The organism is Pandoraea sp. XJJ-1 (assembly GCF_026802345.1).
Classification (GTDB): Bacteria; Pseudomonadota; Gammaproteobacteria; order Burkholderiales; family Burkholderiaceae; genus Pandoraea; species Pandoraea cepalis.
This window is the reverse complement of record NZ_CP113827.1, coordinates 2,520,029-2,541,119: the sequence shown is the minus strand read 5'-3', so window position 1 is coordinate 2,541,119 and position 21,091 is coordinate 2,520,029. Positions and strand designations below refer to the sequence as shown.

12 protein-coding genes and 2 pseudogenes are annotated in these 21,091 nt (G+C 56.0%); 3 read left to right on the top strand and 11 right to left on the bottom strand.

The window, feature by feature from the left end:
• Positions 1 to 318 precede the first annotated feature (318 nt).
• Positions 319 to 492, top strand: a pseudogene (locus tag OYT13_RS11550) (EamA family transporter); the annotation flags it as partial.
• Between the two features lie 103 nt (positions 493 to 595).
• On the opposite strand, the gene tnpC reads toward OYT13_RS11550, so the two are convergent.
• The 6 genes and pseudogenes from tnpC to OYT13_RS11520 all read right to left on the bottom strand — a co-directional run bounded on the left by tnpC (position 596) and on the right by OYT13_RS11520 (position 13,128).
• The gene (gene tnpC, locus OYT13_RS11545) at positions 596 to 943 is read right to left on the bottom strand and encodes a Tn3 family transposase post-transcriptional regulator TnpC (RefSeq protein ID WP_268567782.1); all 348 of its coding nucleotides are present in this window, start codon (positions 941 to 943) and stop codon (positions 596 to 598) included.
• 11 nt (positions 944 to 954) lie between these two features.
• Positions 955 to 3,948 (bottom strand): Tn3 family transposase, encoded by a 2,994-nt coding sequence (locus tag OYT13_RS11540; RefSeq protein ID WP_268567781.1) that lies wholly within the window; start codon positions 3,946 to 3,948, stop codon positions 955 to 957.
• Between the two features lie 126 nt (positions 3,949 to 4,074).
• Positions 4,075 to 5,057 (bottom strand): annotated as a pseudogene (locus tag OYT13_RS11535) (IS3 family transposase); the annotation flags it as partial.
• Between the two features lie 489 nt (positions 5,058 to 5,546).
• The gene (gene avs2, locus OYT13_RS11530; protein ID WP_268567780.1) at positions 5,547 to 10,121 is read right to left on the bottom strand and encodes an AVAST type 2 anti-phage system protein Avs2; all 4,575 of its coding nucleotides are present in this window, start codon (positions 10,119 to 10,121) and stop codon (positions 5,547 to 5,549) included.
• 642 nt (positions 10,122 to 10,763) lie between these two features.
• Entirely contained in the window at positions 10,764 to 11,681 is a 918-nt protein-coding gene (locus OYT13_RS11525) for a hypothetical protein (RefSeq protein ID WP_268567779.1), read from the bottom strand.
• Positions 11,682 to 11,925: 244 nt separating this feature from the next.
• Complete coding sequence (locus OYT13_RS11520) at positions 11,926 to 13,128, bottom strand: hypothetical protein (protein WP_268567778.1); 1,203 nt, start codon at positions 13,126 to 13,128, stop codon at positions 11,926 to 11,928.
• Between the two features lie 352 nt (positions 13,129 to 13,480).
• Between OYT13_RS11520 and OYT13_RS11515 the strand changes: the two genes are divergently transcribed.
• A protein-coding gene (locus OYT13_RS11515) for an IS3 family transposase (RefSeq protein ID WP_181321408.1) occupies positions 13,481 to 14,622 on the top strand; the annotation gives its coding sequence in 2 pieces (ribosomal slippage) (positions 13,481 to 13,718 and positions 13,718 to 14,622; 1,143 coding nt in all).
• A 4-nt stretch (positions 14,623 to 14,626) separates the two neighbouring features.
• Here OYT13_RS11515 and OYT13_RS11510 read toward each other — a convergent pair.
• The 5 genes from OYT13_RS11510 to OYT13_RS11490 all read right to left on the bottom strand — a co-directional run bounded on the left by OYT13_RS11510 (position 14,627) and on the right by OYT13_RS11490 (position 20,553).
• A complete protein-coding gene (locus tag OYT13_RS11510) occupies positions 14,627 to 14,992 on the bottom strand; it encodes a hypothetical protein (RefSeq protein ID WP_268567777.1) in 366 nt (121 codons plus the stop codon).
• The gene (locus tag OYT13_RS11505) at positions 14,985 to 17,303 is read right to left on the bottom strand and encodes a hypothetical protein (RefSeq protein ID WP_268567776.1); all 2,319 of its coding nucleotides are present in this window, start codon (positions 17,301 to 17,303) and stop codon (positions 14,985 to 14,987) included. Before OYT13_RS11505 ends, OYT13_RS11510 begins: the two co-directional genes overlap by 8 nt.
• A complete protein-coding gene (locus OYT13_RS11500) occupies positions 17,300 to 18,847 on the bottom strand; it encodes a site-specific integrase (protein WP_268567775.1) in 1,548 nt (515 codons plus the stop codon). Before OYT13_RS11500 ends, OYT13_RS11505 begins: the two co-directional genes overlap by 4 nt.
• A gap of 1 nt (position 18,848) precedes the next feature.
• Positions 18,849 to 20,081 carry a site-specific integrase gene (locus OYT13_RS11495; RefSeq protein WP_268567774.1) on the bottom strand — a complete coding sequence of 411 codons (1,233 nt, stop codon included), beginning with the start codon at positions 20,079 to 20,081 and terminating at the stop codon, positions 18,849 to 18,851.
• A gap of 142 nt (positions 20,082 to 20,223) precedes the next feature.
• Positions 20,224 to 20,553, bottom strand: coding sequence for a helix-turn-helix domain-containing protein (locus tag OYT13_RS11490; RefSeq protein WP_268567773.1), 330 nt, complete (start codon positions 20,551 to 20,553; stop codon positions 20,224 to 20,226).
• Between the two features lie 244 nt (positions 20,554 to 20,797).
• Here OYT13_RS11490 and OYT13_RS11485 point away from each other — a divergent pair, with 244 nt between their 5' ends.
• A complete protein-coding gene (locus OYT13_RS11485; RefSeq protein ID WP_268567772.1) occupies positions 20,798 to 20,932 on the top strand; it encodes a hypothetical protein in 135 nt (44 codons plus the stop codon).
• Positions 20,933 to 21,091 lie beyond the last annotated feature (159 nt).

Here is a 21,091-nt window from a genome sequence, read left to right as displayed (position 1 = left end):
CCGGCACTGGCCGCCCCGCAGCAGAGTCCATGTTGACGAAAAGTTAGGTGATTCCGATCCCTGCCCAACCTATGCCCACGCTCCGCGCAGGCGAGGGATACGATGTTTGGTGTGGGCGCAATTGGGATACTACGCCGCCGCGGGCAGCGTCTGGCGCTCTGAGAGTTCAATCAGCCCCACCTTGGCTTAACCGCCGCTCGCATGTCCTTCGGTGCTGGCTCGTCGGTTGAGGTGCAATAAGCCTAGAATGCACCTCGTAATGATCGATGCAATCCATCGAGGCGGTAAGCTACTCCATGCAGTTCCAATGCCGCTGCCCATACGCATGAGCCGATGGAACACACCCACCGTCACTCTCACGACGAACACCATCAGCACGAACACGATTTTGACTGGGACGGGAGCGCGCCCCATACGCATTCCCACCGCCACGCCCAAATTTCGCATACGCACGCTCATTACCCCGATGTTCATCATCGGCATGTTCACTGACGCCTGACGATAATGCCGAGCATGCGATGACCGCACTACCCAAGAGGGCAAAAGCTGGCGAGTCGGCGTTAGACAAGCTCGGTCCTTGCACACTCGGGCAAGCTCAGTCGCCACCACCGCCGGGCGGCCGCAGTGCCGCCAACGGCTGGAGGTCCGCAAGGATGGCACGCAATACTTTAATGTTGTCCTCCAGTTCCTCAAGTATGTCCTCGGTTTGGTCTACCAGCATTGCTTTGGTCGTTGCTACCGTCAGACATGCACCATTGAAAACGGTGTGCGCCATGCCGTGAAGGTCTAGTAGATCGTCGCGCAGCCCTTCCGGCGGGCACAACCGTGCACGCAGGGCGTCGAGTTGGTCGACGGCGCGCAAAATGGTGCCAGTGTCGAAGTTCTCGGCTAGATCGAGTAGTGCGACCGCGTCCACTGCGCCGTACGCCGTCTGCTTCACCATGGGACGCTCCTTCATGTTTGAGACGGCCGAGCCGAGGACCGAGCACTCCCGCCGAATAGACTGTCGCTGATCCATGATTCCGGCGGCTTGTTCAAATGCAGTTGGTAGTCGCCAAAGCGCTTGACGTTACTCGTCAGGTAGGGACTCAGGAAGCCTATGTCATCAGCATTGACCCGAGTACCCTCGTTGGCCATCTCGCGTAGCACCCGCATCATGTCGACGGTGTTTTGCAGGATCACGGACGATGCAATCAAGTCGTTGTAGCGCAAACGCTTTTGCTGCTCGTCAGGATCGTTCTCCGCAATCACATCACCGCCAAATGAGAACCATTTGGCAAACCCATTGTATGACTCAATCTTGTTTGTCGTAGCGGTGACTTCTTGGCGCAGCTCGCGGCTGCCAATCCATTCAAGCAGGAAGACAGTGCGTACGACCTTGCCCAGCTCTTGCGCGGCGAGAAAGAGCCGGTTCTTGCGACTGTACGAGCCCAGTTTGCGCAGTAACAGCGGTGACGATATGGTGCCGGCTTGAATCGACAGGGCCACCTGCATCAGGTCTTGCCAATGCGAGGCGATCAGCTCCCAGTTCACGGGATCGCCAAATAGGCGGTCGATATGGCGGTAAGTGGTGTCGGCGTCGGGTCGGGAAAAGCTGAGATCGTGCCAGTTTCGAATGCGTGGCATCAGTTTAATGCCTAGCAAATGCGTGAAGGCAAATACGGCGGCCGACTGGCCTTGCGTGTCCGAGTGCACCGTATCCGCCTCGACTGAAAGTCCGGCCTTAAGTAGGCCTTCGATCACATAGATGGCCTCCCACACGCCAGGTGGGATGAAATGGCGAAAGACCGCGATGTAGTTGTCGGCCACATGCCGGTACGCGACTGCGCCCATCTTGCGGTATCGGAAGTGATAACCGGCCAGCAGGTTATCGTCGTAAAAATCGTATTGCGTGCCGTCGGCCGCAACGGTTTTTCCGTCCCCCCAATGTTTGGGTAAATCCAGTCGAAGATATAGCTCGATCAGCTCGCGCTGCGCCGTCTCGAGCTTCTCCAGGCTCATGTGGCGGCGATTGACGAAAGACAGCATGTGCGGAGAGACTCCCCCAGCGATGTGCCGAGCCGCTTGGGTCGGGCCCAAGTTGCAACCCATCGCGAAGATGGCCAGCAAATAGCGCTCGGCCGCACGTTTAAGCTTAGGATCGCTGCCGGAGAGCGGACCGAAGTGGCGGGTGAAGTGCGTCCAATGCTCGATATTGGTGAGAATGTCCAAGATGTGCCGAGTCGGCATGCGTTGGAGCAACGCCTGTTGCAACGTGATGACGCTCCCAGGAATGTCGCGTGCCACGGTGCGCTTAAGCACAGGCTCGCCGCTTTGGCCAATCGTCACATGCTCGCGCTGATGGGGAAACGTCTGGTCGAGCGTGAGTGCCGTCTGTGATAACCATTGCCGGAGTTGCGCAACAAACTCCGTGGCGCTGCTGGGTATGCCGACTTTGGCACAGTAGTCAGGCAGGCGTCGTTCGCACTCCCGCCAGGGCAGCAAGTGCGTCCGGTAATCGGCGAACCCCTCAGAGCCGACCACACATAAATCGCCCGAGCGCAGTTCGTTCGCCATATAGGAAAACACGCAAACTTCGAGGTAACGACGATTTGTAGGAGGGCCTTCATGATGCGGTCTGCGTACCAATTTTCGCCAGCGTTCCGAGGCGAAACTCAGGTCGACCTCCGCATCGATCCATTCTCGGTGCAACGACTCGTTCTCGAGCATGATCTGCAATGCGCGCACGAGTGAGCGATCCTGTGTGGTCGAATCTAGTTCGAGTGCCTGCGCAAGGCGTAGCAACATGGACCTGTGGGCACGGAAGTGCTTCCAAAGCAGTGGTAAGTGATTTCCACCGCTAAACGCGCGCACCGCCGCGCAACTCTCGCGCAGCGGCTCCAGGTCTCCCTCGGGTGCAAGAAACCTGCGGATCTGCTGTCCGATCTCCACGTCGCTCGGGGCATCTGTCAGGATATCGACTACGCCGTCAAGGAGGCCAACTAAAGCTTCCATTTGACCACGCTGTCGAGCCTGAATATCGGCGAGTTCTTCACGCGCACGCTTGTGGATGGTGCCTATGCGTCGGATGAACATCTCCGCCAGGTCGTCACGTGTGCGCACGCGCATGCGATCGATCAAGGCCAGCATCAGCGTGTAACGCTTCTCAGGTCTCGTTTCCTTGAGGTTAGCGGCGTCGAGCTGCATGGCTTGGTTGGCCAGCGAACGCAATTTGGTCGCGGGGATACCAGATAGGGGGCGCGAGAAGTCTCCCAGTCCTTCCAACCAGCTCAGATGATCAAGCAGGATTTCGAGATGTTTGCGCGATGGCCGCTGCGCATTGCGCTTGATGCCGTGGTAGGCGCTCTGGCGACGAGTGAAGTCACGGGACAACAGCCGATCTAGGCGTGTTTTGTCCTCCGGCGCCAATCGGCGCGCCACGCGCCGGAACAACGTGGTCTGTGTCGTGGCGTGAACCTGCTCGGCGATCTTATTGAGTGTGGAGAAAGCTGGCAGCTCAATGTGGCGCGCAATCAACTCATCGATGGTCGCATTGATGATGTCGACTTGCTGATCCATGATTGCCGCGGCTTCGTGTGCTGCACGAATGGCAATCTCTTCGGCCTCGGCGCCATAGTACGGCGTCACGCCGAGGTATTTTCGAACGGTGTCGAAGTGCCGATAAAGCGTTGTCGAACCTTTCGATTCAAGGAGTACATCTGTCTCAATTCCGGCAGCCGAACGCACATGCGCGACAATTTCTTCAGGGAGAGCTTCCGGCGGAGGAAAGTAATGGAGTTGCCCGAAGACTTTGAGAAACACAAGTAGTCGCAGCCGCCCGGCTGGAGATCGCCCCGAGCGACGCACCCACTCAAGTTCTTCCACAGTCGGCGTGTAGAAGGCCTTCAATTCCCCGTTAGATAGGGTTTTGGGTAGCCGCGGGTAAGCCGTGCGTTCAAGAGTGGCCATATCGGATATCCATGATCGCCCAACGGCCGGTCAGTCTATCCGAAGACAGTACGAGAAAATATTACGCTCAACTGAGGAGAAGCCGCATAAAAACAAAGGTCAATATAACTTTTGGTGTTATGTGCGAATTTCGCCGTTATCTTGGCATGCCCCCCACTCCATCGCCAAACACTCATCACGGAATTTTCCGTTGAAGCTTTCGTTGGTGCCGTTCTGCCAAGGCTTGCCCGGATCAATCAACGCTGTCTCGATCTGCTCCTGGACCGCCCATTTCAACAGCGCCGTGCTGACAAATTCCGGCCCATTGTCCGACCGAAGATAACGGGGCGCTCCGTGCACGCTGATCAACCGACTTAGCACTTCAATGACTCGGCGTGAGCGAATCGATCCCGCCACATCGATCGCCAGGCATTCCCGCGTATATTCGTCGACCACGGTCAGACATTTGACTTGCTGCCCGTTTGCGCAGGCGTCGAATACGAAGTCGTAGCACCACACCGAGTTACGAGCCGCTGGCGCATGAGGTCTCGGACGGCTGCCGGCAACCCGGCGCCTACGTCGCTTCCTCGGCACTTGCAGGCCCGCCCGGGCCCAGAGCGAGGCACATCGGTCGCGGCCGACAACGATGCCTTCGCGCTCCAGCAACACGCGGATGCGACGAGAGCCGAAGCGCGGGTGATGTCCCGACAACGTTCTCATAGCCTCGATCACCGGTGCATTCTTGCTTGGCATCTTCAATGCATAGCTCAAGCTCGAACGGCTGACCTGCATCAGCGCACACGCTCGCCTTTGACTCAAACCCCGCGCCATCGCGAACCGGGCTTGTTCACAGCGAACCTGTGCGCTCACCACTTTTTTGCGCCGATCTCCCTCATGACCTCAATCTCAAGATCGCGCTCGGCCACCATTTTCTTTAACCGCGCGTTCTCGGCCTCAAGCGTCTTGAGTCGTTTGACGTCATCGCTGACCATCTCGCCGAACCGTTTGCGCCAAGCGTATATCGACGCTTCGCTCACGCCATTGCGCTTGGCCACCTCGGGGATCGTATCTCGATCCGCCTCGCGCAGAATTCGCACAATCTGTTCGTCACTGTACCGGCTCTTCTTCATACCAACTCCTCGTCTGAGCTGAGGAGCCATTATCTCTAGATTTGATTGGTACGAAATTTTCAGGGCAGGTCAGTACCTAATTCATGTGTTGCCTACAGCATTCCCTTGAATGTTTTGCGAATTCTTGATGAATAGCCCGAAATGCCGTTGCGCGGCCTAACATGGCTAAGTTGTTGCGCTCAGAACGGGCGTTGTACGCAACATCTGCTTGAGTCACCTCTGCTGATTTCGTGCATGACGTTGCGTACGTGGGGGCATCGGAACTTGCGGCTGACCTGTGCTGATTCGAGTGCGATGACCCAGGGAAGTCTTGCCTTCAGCGTCACGCATCCATAGACGTCAAGTTGGAGCGTGCTGTGAGAGGGCCGTCGATCATCTGCGGGTGACGGCCGCTGAGGGCGGCAGGTCAGCGGAATCTTCAGTACCGCCTATTGTTGTATAACCATCGAGGAGGCATTTTGAGCAGGCGCTTTAGTCATTGTGAGTCATTCAGGAATCTTCGTCGGATAATTCAGCTTCACCGAACGAATAACTGCCGGTGAGCTTCATGCCGTCCCACACATAGAGACCATGGAACGACCTGCGCGCATTGATGCGATAGTTTGGCTCACCTTCAGCATCAACCTTTTCACCTTGGATGATCCAACAGACGGCTAAGCCATGGGATTGCAGGACTGCCTGCAAACACTCTTGTCTGACTAGGAACGAAGACGGGCCAGACGCATTCGCCGCAGGATCAAATGCCAAGACGGTGCCCGTTTTGTTCACATAAGTTGCTGAGACTCCGCTCCACTCGGCGTTCAGTAACTTAAGCATTTTTTCGGTGGGCACGCGCAGCGAGATCGTTTCCGACATCACGGAGCAGTCTAATCCTCCCCGCTCTCGACCATATCCTTGGGAGACGGCAATGGTAGCGATTTCACCAGGATCGACAGCGCCTGCCCATCCTAAGTGCGAGTAGTACGGGTCATCAAAAAATTCTGATGCCTCCGCCCACCCGATTTCACCAAGGAATATCTCGTGGAGATCGCCTTCATGTATTCCCCGGTCAAGGATCTTGCGAGCGGTTTCCTTTCTCTTCAGGCGACTGACGTCTTCGCGACTCACTAAAGCGCCATCAACGTGCATCCATATCTCGCGGCGACCATCCTCGAACGCGTTCTCGCTTGACGTCGGCATGATCCACTTGATGTCTGTGTGAAGATTTACCCAGTTGCTCTGGGACGTCTCGTCGCTGCAGAACAAAACGCTCCCGGGTTGAGGCACGTCGTCAGTAATATAAGACCACTCGGCGGCAGCAATGTCACCGTGCCATTCACGCACGCCTGCCTGCGCCCAGAACGCGGCTGCCGGGGCTGGCCTATCATCGTCATGGACCGGAGCTTGCATAACGTTCGACGGATCAATGTCGCGGACTCTATCCTGCCAACTGCCTCGGTAGGATGCCCCAACTTCTTTTGATGTCGTCTCAGAGATGTATTGGTAGTGATCGGCCATGAACGCAAGCATCTCGTGATATGCGATCCACTGGTATTTCTTGCCAATACGCTCTGGTTTGTCAGCACGACGATCGCCTGTGCGTACGTTTTGATCAAACTGTCCGAAGCGTTCTGAGGTCCAGCCTAGGCTGAAAACGCGCCCCACGATATAACGCTGTACTAACGTCAGATCGAACTTCGGCGGGAGTCGCATCGAAGAGTTGTTGGTGATTTCCTCCATGAGAGGCGATACAATTGCGCCTCTTTTTTTTCCTAAACTGTTAAGAAGCAGGCTTCGAGCAAAGTTCAGTATTTGCTCCGCCTCGCTTGGCGAATTCGCGGTCTCACTCTCCTGCTTATCCGTCGTTGCGCGGTGCGTCGTCAAGCGATAGCCGAGTTTCTCTCGGTTGACGGCGTTCACAGCACTCCGGAACAGCTCCCATGCTTTGCGTTCGAAATCGGAGAATTTCGACGTGGCGTGTTCAATTCGCAGATTGAGCGACATCCATTTTGGCTCATCCAACCGCAGCGAAAGCCAATTGGTTGATCCCGAGTTGGTGCCGATCACATAGCGGCCGAAGTCGTCGTCCATGACGGACGTTCGGATGCGACGTTGACCCCAAGAGATGGTCTCCGATGTGTCCGCGGTCCACCGAGGAACAATAGCGTCGATATCGTTTTCTGTCGGGATCTTGGGCCAATCGCTGGCGTACGGCGGATCAATATTGGACCACGAGGCGCAACTCGGCTCGCTTCGCAAGTACGCAGCTCTTCTGATGGTGCCCTGAGCGTACTCTCGGAATAGCAGGTGCGGCCTGGGCCTGCCGTCTCCAAATACCTTGGCATGGATCTGATCCGCGATGGTTCCGACGCTTGCGGCATCCAGGGTCCTCATCGCCGCGCCGTATACGGCCGCCAGAGTGCGTTCGGCGACGTAGGCATCGTCGACTTCACAGAAGCGCCCAATCAAGTGTTCTATGACACGTGGGCGCCAAGTGAGAACTCGGACCAACGCCTTGGTGGAATGGTCACGAAGGAATCGGTTCGACGAGGGCAGCAGCCAAGCGATCATGCTTCCTGTGAGCATGGCGCATTCATCGGTGATCTCGGTGTGCGGCCACAATCGAGTCGCCCACTGGATGAGGCGATCGACCGCACTCTGACGCGCCCACAGGCCGTTCAGCCCAATCGTCCACCAGGCGTCTCGCTCGGCCATGGTGTTCTCGCGAAGCAGACCGTCCGTGAAGTCGGCATTCAACGGATGCTCGGGAATGGTCGCCAGCGTGACGAGCGTGTCGATGATGTCCTCGGTATGTGACTCCTTTAGGGTTCGCAGATAAGCGACAGCATGGGGCGTGACGGACGCAGGATCTCGCCACACAATACTGTTTAAGAAAACGCGTGGGGTGAAATACTCTTCGGCGAGCGTCGGCATGAGGGTTATCAGTTCCCGGCCGGTACGCTCCGCGACGAGGATGTGAAGTGCTTCATGGAAGCCAGGGCGGCGCCATGTACTATGAAGCGTATCGAAATCCAGCGGGCCTCCAGGCTTAAAAGTCGTCGTCGGATCGCTTGCATCTAGATGGAGATCGAGGAGACTTTCTACGCAGAGATAGTCAGACAGTCGTTCGTAGGCGATTTGGACAACCGTCACGAATCCATTTTCTGCGTCCGACCACGTCCATTCTTCGATTAGCAACCCTTCGCCGAATAGCTTGGCCAGCAGTGAACGAGAATAATCGCGGCCCGGTAAATGCGAGTTGACAATGGTCTCAGCGTCAGCATGACTTAGCCATGTGCGGCAATTCTGCACCATGCACTTGGCGACATCCTTTAGAGCAGCGGAAATGGGATTACGACGGACATCATAGTCAAGGTCTCTGGCAGCTTTTTTGTTTACGCCTACGACATAATTGTCGAATGCTTTGACCACACCGTGGAAGCCTCGCGGCAATCGGGTCTGCCCGGACGCCTCGAGCCCTAAGCATAGCGTCTTAAGATACAGCGGGTTGCTGAACTCGGGGGCCAATAGCGGGGTCGAAGGCAAGTCGATACCGAAGTGCTCAAAAAACGCGCGGGTGGCATCAAACTCTATGCTCTCAAAACCACGGTGTTCCAGTTCGATGGCACCTTCCTTGGCACTCTCTGGCAGAAGATCCTCGGCGTAGGAGCTGCGCACTGAAATTATTGTGCAGACCCAAGGCGACGCATTGAGCCGCTCCAGGAAGGGTACCAAATGGGCTGGCCAGAGCTGTCGCCCAACCCCTTCGTTAATCGCGTCGATGACGACGAAGACTCTGCTATTGGCACGCTGAGCGACGACTTCTAATGCCTTGACGAGGTCGCTCGCACTCCAGTTGGCAAGATCAAGTTGCTGCAACGCCTGGATCCACGGGTCGGTGGTTTCTAGGAAACGCTGCCCCATGAGAACTACGGTCGGGCGGCCATTGGCAAGCCTTTGCTTCGCAAGGTCACACAGCAGGTGGGTTTTCCCGCTGCCCGCATTGCCGGTAAGAATAACAAGCTTGCTGGAGGCAACTGTCCGGAACTGGTCAACATGCGAAAGCACATCACTCAGATCTGAATACAGCTCACGAAGTACGTATAAGCGGTAGTCGTCAATTCGTTGCGTCGCGGCTCCGTTCCCGTCATTGTCCGGTCCAGCTTTCGCACCCTCGTGTTGGCGGCGAGCCTCCGCCATAAGGTCGCCGGTGCATCGAAGTGCTTCGCGAAGTGAATCTTGGAGGGCCTCCAATGGATTTGGGCATATTGGATCCTCGGAAAGGAGCCTGAACTCCTCCAACACGCGATTGCATTTCAACTCGGCAGCCTGAATTTTGCTGGTCAAGGTCGAGTTTGGATCGTCGGTCAAGTCAAATGAATGACTTCGCATCCGCTCACTTATGTGTCGTGCCTTTGCTCGGACGCCGTCGTAAAACTCGTGGGTGCGGCCGAGAGCGTCGAAATAACCGTTGATGGTTAGCTTGATGTTCAGCTCTGGTGTGTACCGCGGTCCAGCGGCCTTGTGCGCTTCCGACAGTCGGGCATGGAACCAAGCGTCATCAAGATACCGTGTGCCGAAGAAGAAGTGGGCTAGGCCGTCATGTTCTGGGGTGGCAAGAGCCGATATCAACTCATGACTGCCCTGCCAGATGAACTCGACGGACATGCCAGCCCGAGCAGCCCACCCTTGCCACTTCGCAACGCGCTCGTTCCAGTGCTGTCGTGCAGACTTAGAGCGTCCGGTTCGCCCATCGGGTAGATCCAATGGTACATAGACGACGAAGCGCGTCAGGTTTGGGTGCCCAGACAGCGCGGTCTTGACCGACTCATCCAGTTGTGCCCATTGGGAGCTTTTCATGGAGTCGAAATACTTCGATTGCCATGCCCACTCAGTGCCGTCAGCATGTACGGCATGCGCTTCCACGCCCGAGTCGGGTCGTCCTTTACGAATGAATTGAGATTCGTTTGGGCAGGATGCGCGAGCGAGCTGGGTACAGAGCTCTTCGAAGGCGTCCTGCTTCGAGCCATTGAGGGGGCGAATTGAAGCCCAGTCTAGATCAAGGGGGGGACGAGAATGCGCCATGCGTTCTTGAATGTGTTGTTGCAATGGGGGGCAGCCGCACCAAGAGTATTACGAAGCCGGGGGCGGGGCAACGCGGCACGACTGGCTTTGCAGCATCTTCTCCCTCACAATCGACTTCCGACTTGGGTTAGGCGTGTGCGCTTCCTATCGTTCCTGCGCTTTGGGGGGCGATGAACGCCCGCATACTGCGGAGCGATAGCTCATGTCGCAAGTACAAAGTGCATTCGATATCTCCAGTGCTCTTCGATTGAAGGTCCGGGACGCCCATCACGGACGTCCCACGTAGCGTGTATGTCAACGGTCATGCCGCAGAAAGCTCAGCGGGAGTCGCAATTCGAGATCAAGGAAAACCCCCGGGAGAGCCTCGATGTTGGGATTGAAGCGTGAGGGTTGAATTCCGGCGGATTTCCTGTTCCGGAGCCTGTTGCATACGTCATTGCGATATGCTCAGTTGGTACCGCATGGTCGCGCCGATTGCTCTTGCCGCCGCCGAGTATGGTGCTCACCATGTACCGAGAGAAGGCTTCACTAACCCAACAGAGGCTAAAGAATCCTCGGGCGATGTAGCGGCTATGGGAGGCCTTTTCCGAAACTTTAGAAAATGATCTCAGCGGGCATTTGTACGCGATCTGCCACGTTGCCTTATTCACATACGAATCCAACGCGCTCAGTTCTTACGACGTCGACACTGTCGCGGGCGACGGGTACCAAGATCGATCGATCCCCCCCAGAGTTGATGTCCATCAACCTCAAATATGACTTACTACCCACACCGCCCCAAACGGAACGGATGTCGCGACTAGCCCATTCTCCAGACCCCTCTAGTGGGCAGAACCGGATTGATATCTTGCTATGATTTGCCAGTTGAATCAAACGATCGTGAGTTGTTTGATTTACCACTACCAGATCTTTGGGCAATGACCGAACACCTAAATTGGCCATCGTGAAATTGAGCATGGCGGGTTTTACGGAAATCATTAGCACCAGTATGAGGGCTGCATAGATTGCTAGTCTCATTTTGGGCTTGTACCGGTTCGCGGCCTGCTCTGGCGTTGGGGCGGACGCCGTTTCCGAGACGTCGCTTTCCCGCTGAGATACACCAAAAATTGCGATTGTAAGAAATCCGCAGATCAAGAAAAAGCCGATGGTCTCCCGCGGACGCATGTCTTTTGCGCCGTCGATAAAGAACAGCCCCACGCTGAACGCGATGAAGACTAGGGGCGACGCCCCGAAGATGAGGAATCGATCCGAAATCCACCGATGCAGTTGCGTCCGTGGTTTTCCCTTCTTTGATGCTATGCGATTACTTATGAAATTGAATGTGCCCGCAACCCAAAGCATTGCGATAGCACCATAAAGTATTCCAACCAACGCTAACACCCCGAATCCGAAACTCACGTAGACCAGCAGGAACGCGTCCCCCAGCGAGAATCCGTCAGGCAAAAAACCTTCGGATGCGCAGTACAGAACAACGAGTGTCGCCCCGATTGCCAGAACCCCTTTCCAGGCAACCGCAATCAAAATTTGAACTGCCTCGATTACTTCTTTTCGCGAAAGCATGTCATCTCCGATTCCACGTCCACATTTCCAATTTCGGCAGAAATCGATAGTTCTTTATGGAGCAATGCCTACTTCAGGGAGCGTGTCGTGGTGAAATATGCCGTTGGAGACCTCGGGCATGCGATGTTACGGCGGTTTATCGATCGCTTCGTCCTCAAATCAATCCGTTGCTTTGGGGCGTCGAGTGGGTGAGAGGAGGCTTACAACGGACTTCACTTTCGCTAGGCCGATAAGTTCTGTGCTGTTAGAACGGGTGACCGATCGGAGGATATATCGCAGCAAACTCGCGGGAGGTGAGCTGCTTGATCTGGTGCGACGTGTAGTCTGCCGTGAAGTAGAGCGGCAACCCGACCGGCACAGGCGGAGCTGAAAGACAAAGCGGAACGAGATCGAACATGTGACCATACAGACGAGAAGCGAGCACGAGTGGGTTGTACCCGGCTGGCGCGCCTAGATCTGGTCCGAACAGCGCAAATACGTGACATGTGTCAGGGACCTTCGCGAACACGTTCGAAAGACTCTCAGCCGACCGCGGATACAGAGGCGGATCATTCCGAACGATAGAGCGTTTTATCTCGTCGAACTGGCGGTCCCTGACAAAGTCAGCACCTACCGCGAACGCCAGAAGGTTGATGCCGATCTTGGCTAGCACGCGCGGTTGGATCGAAATATCCATTGCCACGTTTGAAACGTGCACGATGGGGTTTTCGATATCGTTCGAGACCGTAGCAGAGACGTCAATTTGATGTGCCGCTTTTTTAAAGAAGGTCAGAGCTTGGTCGATGGGGTACCCGTCCGGAACCTTCATGGAAACCTGGCCCGAGCGGCGAGAGAACACGATTGGCAATCGTGCATTGGGTTCCTCGATCCGCGCGACTGTCGAAAGCCAAATGTATTTCTTGGGCCGTACATCGGTGTTTTGAGTCGAGGTTATGGTGTACGCCCCGGACCGACCGTCGTAAGTCCTAAGGACATAGCGCCCCGCACCAGACGTGGCCTTTTCGAGCACGATTGCAGTATCTAACAGGCATGAACGAAGCGCACCGAGAAATGTCGTGAGCTGTTGCTTGTCTCTTGCGTGAGTGTCGCAGGACGTATTCGTGGTCTGATGAATTTGGGCGAGAGTAACGGCTCGACCAAACTCGCCAAGTTCGGTCTCTAGCTGATTCCCCTCGCGTGTCACCATCAAAATTTGTTCCGCCTGCATGGTTGGCGAGCTGGCACCGGACGCGCGACGGCGTCCCGTTTTCTGTAGAAATTGGCGGGCAAGGGCTACTGGCGATGCTCTTAGCAGGGAGGCTTCGAGTGGGGAGAAGACTCTGCAGTTGCAATACTCGCACACGATTCCCTTCAACATGAATCTGCGATCGTCGCCACCTAACCCCGCGGGAATGACATGCTCGTCGCTGAAGGGGCCAGCGCTGCCGCAATAGATGCATGTAGTCATGGTCGGAGTCGGCCCCGCTGGGGTTGTGCCGTTTGGTCAGGGCTGGTCGGATGGGGGCGTCTAGGGCAGGAGGCTTGGATGGCGAGCGATCAGCTATTATCGTACTTCTAGTGAGCCGCCGTTGATAATTTCATCGATTTGGAGATTCGAGTGCCAGCGGAGATCAAGCGACTTCACGTCCAGCGCTTTCGAGGGATCCGAGAGTTGATCTGGCGTCCAGGAGCCCGCCTCAACGTACTGCTCGGTGGTGGTAACGTTGGAAAAACAACGCTCTTGGAGGCTGTCGGTCTGGACCGGCCAGCCTTTCGTAGACATCTTCGAGCCATAATTTATGGCAACCGAGGAGGTCAGTATGAGTGGCAAGCGGTATACGGATGAGTTCAAGATCGAGGCAGTTAAACAAGTGACCGAGCGCGGTCATTCGGTGAGGGATGTGGCACAGCGACTGGGCATCACGACACACAGTCTGTATGCGTGGAAGCTGAAGTTCGGCCAGCCCGATATCGTGCGGCAGACAGAGTTGGATCAAAGCGCCGAGGTTCGGCGACTGAAGGCCGAGCTTAAGCGCGTGACCGAGGAGCGCGACATTCTAAAAAAAGCCGCCGCGTACTTTGCAAAGGGGTAACGGCAAGGTACGCATTCATGCGATCCCATATCGGCGAGTTCTGTCTGAAGTCGATGTGCCGGATACTTGGCGTGCATCGCAGCGGCTATTACGTGTGGCAGCGTCAGGCGGTCAGCGCTCGCAAGCGCGAGGATGATCGATTGCTTGGTCTGATCAAGCACTCCTGGTTGGCCAGTGGTGGCGTCTATGGCTATCGCAAGATTACAGTGGATCTACGTGAGTCAGGCGAGACGTGCAGCCGTCACCGTGTCCATCGGCTCATGAAGGGCGAGGGTCTGCGGGCTGAGGTGGGCTACGGCAGCAAGCCACGTTATCGCGGCGGCCCCGTCGGCGTGGTTGCCAACGTGCTAAACCGCGAGTTCACACCGACTGCCCCGAACCGGGTCTGGGTGACGGACATCACGTACATCCGGACCTACGAAGGCTGGCTATATCTGGCGGCCGTGATGGACCTGTACTCACGCCAGATCGTCGGCTGGGCTGCGCGCTCGACGATGACCAGCGATCTGGTTTTACAAGCACTGTTGGCGGCGGTCTGGAAACGAAAGCCCGGACCCGGTGTCATGGTGCATTCGGATCAGGGCAGTCAGTTCACCAGCGATGACTGGCAGTCATTCCTGAAGGCGCACCACATGGTACCGAGCATGAGTCGTCGCGGTAATTGCCACGATAACGCTGTGGCCGAGAGCTTCTTCAGCGCCCTGAAAAAGGAGCGGATCAAACGACGTATCTACCCGAGTCGGGCAACCGCCACCTCGGACTTGTTCGATTACATCGAAATGTTTTATAACTCGGTTCGTCGGCATGGCTCCGCCGGCGATCTTTCACCGATTGAGTTTGAACGGCGCTACGCGCCAAACGGCTCGTGAGTGTCTATGAAACTCTGGCCGGTCCACCGACGGTACGAATTACCGCCAGATGTGAACTCGTAAGAAGCTGTACCTGAGCCTCGAGTTCCATTATTCGACGGTCCTTTTCTGCAAGCAACTTCGCCGTTGCAGCGTTTGTTCGATGGACGGTGGCTCCGCGCCAACGGCGGAGTTCGGACTGCCGTGCTTGATATTCAGCAATCAGCGTCCGCCGCGCTTCGTTGCGCGTCATCGATGACGCCGAGTTAATGGTGGGGTGGCAGCGTGCAGCAGCACGTGCAGTGATGTCTTCGTCATCTTCTAAAAGCCGCTCAAGCACGTCGCGAAGTTGTTCGTCTGCTGTTTTGGCTTCTGCTGCATTGTTATTCATCGAGGACTCCGGACGAGCGGGGCTTAGAGCGGTCCTGCCCGTCAGGGAAGGGATGGTGACCTGTCGGTGTGTCGAGCAATTTCCGAACAGCGTTTAGCCGGGATTCGGCATGCTGAAGCTGATTCGCCCTCCCAACGCTCTTTGACGGTCTAGCGCGGATCGCATCAAGGGCCGCTTGAAGCTTATGATCTAAGCCAATCAGGTTCTGCCGGTGTTCCGGAAGCCCTGTCGCTGATAAGTGGCGGCAATCGTTGAAACACTCAAGGTGATTGGGGCAGGGGTCTACCGTGAACGAGTTCATGCAGTAGCCGTAAGGCGTCGCGTGAAATCCATCGGCTTCGATTTTCAGGTAGTCGAACGCGGCGGCATCTCCTTCGGACGCCTGGAGGCGGCGGAACGAGTCCACAATCGGCCCACGAATCTTATCGGACGCAATAAGGCGCGCCACGGTGGCCGTCTTTTCGCCTAAGCGGAATTCAATGTCTTCCGGGATCTCAATTTGATCGAGGTCCTCTGCGAGACTGCGATGGTCGTACTCATAGCTCTGTGCAACGCTTTTGCGGTTGTAGCGCTTCGAGATGATGGTGTCTGCAACGCCAAGGCGGAACAGTTCAGTATTTTGCAGGTGACGCAAGGAATGGGAGGTGAGCTTCAGCGCCCGATCGTTAGCTGTTTCACCGTACTTTTCGAACAGGTTGGGGGTGCTCGGATGATGGTCGAGTGCGTGCTGGATGAGCATTGAGTCGGGTCGATTTACGCCCAAATATCTTGATATGTCACAGATACCTTCATTTCGCTCTTCGGCCACTGATCGCTTTGGATGCAAAAACATGAACTCCCAGGGTTGCAAAGTCCCATACTCAATGGGAAATGCGGACGTGTCGGATAGCTTTGTCGGGGTGTGCAAGCGAAGGTGTGCCTCAAGCTCACCGACATGCAAATAGACTTGGGGCCAGCTCATACGGGTGCCAACGGAGATGGGGGAGCCATCCGCATATCGAAATCGCATGGCGGTTTTGCCGCTGCTCATCAATGCCTTCAATCGATTGCCGAATATGTACAAGGCCATATTCAATCGAGTGTCGATTGGAGCTGCAAGCTGGTCGGCATGGATTTCATCGAATACTGCCGGATCGAACGCACATCTATAGCGCTCGAAATATGGCGCTTGTTCGACGTCTAGGAAGAACGGATTTCCAGTCAAGTGGGGATACAACTCCCGGACAGGAACGAGGTCGTTGAGACCGTACCATGGGAGAACTCGCCCCGTCTCGCATTGCAGACGTAGCGTGTGCCTGAGCGGGGCTGTCATTGCGCGGACGCGTTCCAACGTCTGTCTGAGTGTCGTCTCAAACATGGCGGGGACGGGCTGAAGTCGTTCAATAAGCAGTCGGCTGTCCGAGTGTTCATCATGTTGCTTTTCCGCGAAGTGCCGGAGGAACATTGCTTTTGAGATTCCACCGGCCTCTGCGGCAGGTCTGCCGTTTCTGTCGAAATAGTCCCGCTCCTTAAGGCAATCTGCAGGTAGCAACGCCACCTCGGAGATCCGCATGCCAGACACGATCATGGTCTGCAAGGCAGCGAACCGTAGGGCATCCACGAACGTTTGAGGCTTTTCCGTCGTGACGATGCGAACAAGTTCCCAGAACGCTCGCTTTTCGGGCAGGCGCTCAGCCCGTTTTCTTTCAGTTAGGTCGTCGCGCAACTGGGCTTCGGACCATGTGTGACGTGCGATTTTTGACGGACCAGTGATGAGTCGCTTTTCACCCAACAGCGCGTAGATAGGACCCACTTGTAGCAAGTGATGCGTGTCAAACAACGTGCGCGCGAGCCCGACAATCCGGTCGCTCAATTGTCCACTCTTTTGGATTTCGCTCGCGACTGCCATCGCAGATCGGAAATCGTCCACAGTGAGGGCCCAAGGCGCAGCCGTCGTACATGTTGCGAGCACGCGCAGCGGGCGAGCGACTTGCTGCGCGATGTGAGGCGCGGTGTTTCGCTTGAAGAATAGCTGTTCGGCAACTGCTGCCTTGATAAGGTTCTGCCAGGCGATAGATAGCGGACGAAACTCAGCTTTCAGCTCTTCCGAGCGACCAAATTTCTCGGCATAGATGGCCAGCGCCTTTGGCTCAACGGAAAAATCGCGCAGGTAGAAGGCGGGAGGCGGGACCTCGCCTGCCATTAGGGATAGCGACCAGCCAATTCCATTTGTTGCCTTCCCGCGGTCATCCAACTTGAAGTCCCAGTTGATCCCTTTTTCTAGGATCAATCGTTTCCCAAGAGCAACATATGCCTCAAACTGCGGGGTCATTTGTCATCCTCAGAAAGCTCGTCGATGACCACTTGGACATCGCTAATGGTCCTCCGCAGTTGAAGGTACGCCGGCGAGTTGACGTCACCCTTCGAGCTCTTCTCAAAAAACACCACGATCTCTCGCATTGAGGCCAAGACACTCTCGTGCGTCGTCCTGTCATACAGGGGCAGAAACTTCTGGCAGCCGTAACACGCCATGACGGGATTGAATCTGCATGTTGGTTGCCCACTGCTGCATCCGCCGATCCCGGCGATCGGGATTCCGTGAGGTACGGCAGCGATCTGTTGCTCTTCCTTGAGCTGCGCCAGTTCGTCCGCCGAGATAAAGCGATCATGCGCAATGCGCGCGACGCGCTGATAGACATCGGACACGCCTAATGCTCGGTTGACCCGTTCGGCGTGTGTGGGCGACACATCGTAGTAAATCAGACCGGTATCTGTACGGCTGTGTCCCATGAATTCGGCGAGTTCCTCGTGATTGGCTCCGGCATCGACGAGACGTTGCGCCGCACTATGGCGCAAGTCAGTTGCGGTTCCTACTGATTCGACTCCCAAAAGCTCTGCCGTGAGTTTGGACAGGCGAAGGCCGACCTCCCGGGCGGAATCAACGTCGAATAAACGATCAGCGGCTGTCGCTCCTTTCCGACGAGTCCGCTTCTCGTGGAGGGCCCGTATGATGACTCCCCACTCGCGCTTCACACGTCTCGTAAGCGGATGTCGAGCAGTTACGGAGCGTTGCTTGGCCATGTGGAACGTGATATGCACGGACGGTGCCGCGTCGGGCAGATCGCTCCAGATGCGACAGTTGCTCATCTTTACCGACGCAATCTGGATGGGACGCATGGCGAATTGGTACGAGCAGAGCAGAAGTCCTGCGTCCTCAACTGCGAGGTCATCTGGTTGTGACAAAGAGTCCAACTGAGCTGCAATCCTGTCCAAATGGCGAACCAGGTGAGATTCTTGCTCAATCGTCAGGAATACCTGGCCAGAACGAACGGCTGCATCTGCCACCACCGTTGGATTGGGAAGTCCGGTGTATAGCAGCCCCTCGTGGTCAGGGGACCAACCGTTGAACCGCAGTGTACATAGCATACGGAGTATCGTTTTGACGTAAATATAGGCGCTCAACGGGAGCTCACGGGCGCGCAGTGTGACCCACTCTTGGGATATCTCCAACGGCCCCGCTGCAATGATCCGCTCGACATCCAATGGGCTGAGTAGCTTTGCGCCGTCAAAGGTCTTACGAGCCGTAGCAACATGTCGACCTAAGCCCAGTACGAAGAGAAATGCTTGCTTCACAAGTGCCGCGCAATCGGTCGGCAAATGATCGAAAGTGTAATCAACGGAAGTCCCGTAAGCATGCACTCGGAAGACTCTCGCCGACTGCGGGGCATCTATTGAACGAGTAACGTCGTCAAATTCGTCGTAATAGCGGATCACAGGGGGAAGGGCAGGGGCGCATTTTAGGAAGGATGCGATCTGCGGGCGTACTTTCATTTCGTCCGCTGACGAAATGGCGCCGAACAAGTGCAACTGATTCATTTCACTCCGCCCGAGGAATTGCTCGGATCAGTGCGACGCGGTCATCGAAACTGTCATTCCAAACGCCGGCGAGCCGGTCTTCAAAGACGGCCCGTGCGTAACGAGAAGGCATCGTTGACGTGCGAGACCATCCGAAGAAAGTACGCATTTTTTGAAGGGCTTCGTCCATGGAGTCCCCCGCGCTGATTAGCTGATTTAGGCGGACGACGGCGCACGTGTGCCGCAAGTCATGTGGCGTAACCGATGTCTTATTACATCTATCAAAAAGCTCGCTGGCAGCCAGCTCCGGAAGTGCTGCCGAGATCGTGCGGAAAGCTTTGGTCAGCGACTCTGTCGCCAGCGGACGATCTTTGTACGAGTTGATCAGGTACGGGTGATCGGGCCGTCCGCGGTAGTTGTCGGTGTACGTCTGTACCAAGCGGGCCATGGTGGTGCTGACCGGAATCTGTCGGATCGAGCTGGCCGTCTTTACGCTTGGTCGTGAATATCTCGGGTCGAAGGCGTCGCCATCGTCGTCATATTCGTGCTGCTGCACGTTGATCCAGTAGCGGCGGTTTTGGGTGCGATGGTCGACCCCAGATTTCACGCAATCCACGGGCAAGATCAACAATTCACCGCGGCGCAAGCCTTGATGCAACATAAGCGTGAACGCCAAGTAAAGTCGCCATCGCGTTGAGGGGTGCTTGAACGGATTGATCGAAGACGTGGGATCAAGCAGCTCGTAAAGTGCCTGAACAACGTTTGCAGGCAACGAGCGCACCGCATCGGAAGAAAAACTCTTCGCTACGTGCAGTTGGCTATAGAGTGTTCCCAGCCGGTGAATCCGAGCAGCGCGTGAACGTTCGTCGCTGGGTGCGTTTGTGGCTTTGGTAAGCCAAGCGGAGATGTTCGTGACGAACGCTAGTCCGGTATTCCATCGCAGTTCATCGGATCTGCTTCCAGGCGCTCGATTTCGAATCGAGACAAACCATGACTCAAGAGTGTCAGCGAGTACGGTGTGATCTTGGCGCGACAGCGCGTTATCGAGGCCACTCGGCCCGAGCACTCGATCTGCGTGTCTGTACAGCGTTTCAAGCTGACGAAGTTTTGCTGTCTTGGTGGAGTCAGCCAGATGGCCGAGGCACATAGTGGACCAGACGTTGGCCCAGTAGCGTGGTACGCCGTGAGCATCAACAAGTGTTGGAACTCTGAGTGCGCGAGGAACAGACGGATGGGACAGATGCAGATACGGCATTTATGCAATCACAAAATGGTGCCAAATGATACGTGAAGTGTTGCTCGTTTTCATAGGGAAAACCGGCAATGGCGCAACACGTTGTTTTGGTACCATTGATTCGCATAATGTACAAGGAGTAAAACGCTAACTTAAGCTCGTGCTACACCCAGCGGAGGCAAGCTCCACGGGCGTTAGCGAGTGGCACGAGCGTGCGAAAACCCTCGGAAATCTTTTCCAAAAGCCCCGCCCAAAGTGCCCGACCGGTATCGGTCTTGGCACGCTCATAGTTCGCGCTCGCGATAACTTCCATCGGGTCGATTTCGAGAATTTCGGCCACGCGCACGGCGATTTCTTCATCGAAATGGCTGCGGCCTGCGCGGTAGTTGCTGATGGCTGACGGGCGAATGCAAAGCAGTTTCGCCAAGGCGTAGTCAGACGGTAGGTCGCGGCGGATCTTCACCGCGTCGAGAAAATCGACAGTCGTTTTCATACCAATCCCCTTGTAAATCAATCCGGTTTGAAGGGTAGTGCAATAGTCATGAACATGCAAATATCATGGGCCGTGATACTTCATGGTGCTTGACTATTTCAAGGGGCGTGACTATTCTCCGATCCAGTGCCCCGCCACCGGCTGATCAATCCCAAACCCCGGCTGGCGCGAGGAGACCACCTAGCACGGCGGGGCATGTTTCACGATGTGAAAACGGTAGGGTTTGGGGAAAAGGGGATTCGGCATGAACAACACTTCGTTACAAAAAGCCCGCATTCATCGCAACGCACTCGGCGGGTACACACTCGACGGCCCGTACACCAAGCGGCGCGGCGTTCGCGCGCTGGTGGCTCGGGTGCTTCGCTTCGTGGGGGTCTGACCATGTTTCACGACCATCTCGTGGAGAAAGTCAGGTGCCCGCATTGCGGGAGTCCGAACGTTGTTAGTTCGCAGGCGGTTTCGACCTTCGTGACGAAGTGCAACCTCATCAAAGAATTCAAGGACTCAAAAAACGTGGTGGAGCATGGCTGCGGGCAAG

Excerpts from the sequence above, each read along its gene's own strand:
- OYT13_RS11490 (WP_268567773.1), bottom strand. The coding sequence starts at position 20,553 with ATGAAAACGACTGTCGATTTTCTCGACGCGGTGAAGATCCGCCGCGAC.
- OYT13_RS11520 (WP_268567778.1), bottom strand. The coding sequence starts at position 13,128 with ATGACTACATGCATCTATTGCGGCAGCGCTGGCCCCTTCAGCGACGAG.
- OYT13_RS11500 (WP_268567775.1), bottom strand. The coding sequence starts at position 18,847 with ATGAATCAGTTGCACTTGTTCGGCGCCATTTCGTCAGCGGACGAAATG.
- OYT13_RS11485 (WP_268567772.1), top strand. The coding sequence starts at position 20,798 with ATGAACAACACTTCGTTACAAAAAGCCCGCATTCATCGCAACGCACTC.
- OYT13_RS11525 (WP_268567779.1), bottom strand. The coding sequence starts at position 11,681 with ATGCTTTCGCGAAAAGAAGTAATCGAGGCAGTTCAAATTTTGATTGCG.
- OYT13_RS11495 (WP_268567774.1), bottom strand. The coding sequence starts at position 20,081 with ATGCCGTATCTGCATCTGTCCCATCCGTCTGTTCCTCGCGCACTCAGA.
- tnpC (WP_268567782.1), bottom strand. The coding sequence starts at position 943 with ATGGTGAAGCAGACGGCGTACGGCGCAGTGGACGCGGTCGCACTACTC.
- OYT13_RS11510 (WP_268567777.1), bottom strand. The coding sequence starts at position 14,992 with ATGAATAACAATGCAGCAGAAGCCAAAACAGCAGACGAACAACTTCGC.
- OYT13_RS11540 (WP_268567781.1), bottom strand. The coding sequence starts at position 3,948 with ATGGCCACTCTTGAACGCACGGCTTACCCGCGGCTACCCAAAACCCTA.
- OYT13_RS11505 (WP_268567776.1), bottom strand. The coding sequence starts at position 17,303 with ATGACCCCGCAGTTTGAGGCATATGTTGCTCTTGGGAAACGATTGATC.
- avs2 (WP_268567780.1), bottom strand. The coding sequence starts at position 10,121 with ATGGCGCATTCTCGTCCCCCCCTTGATCTAGACTGGGCTTCAATTCGC.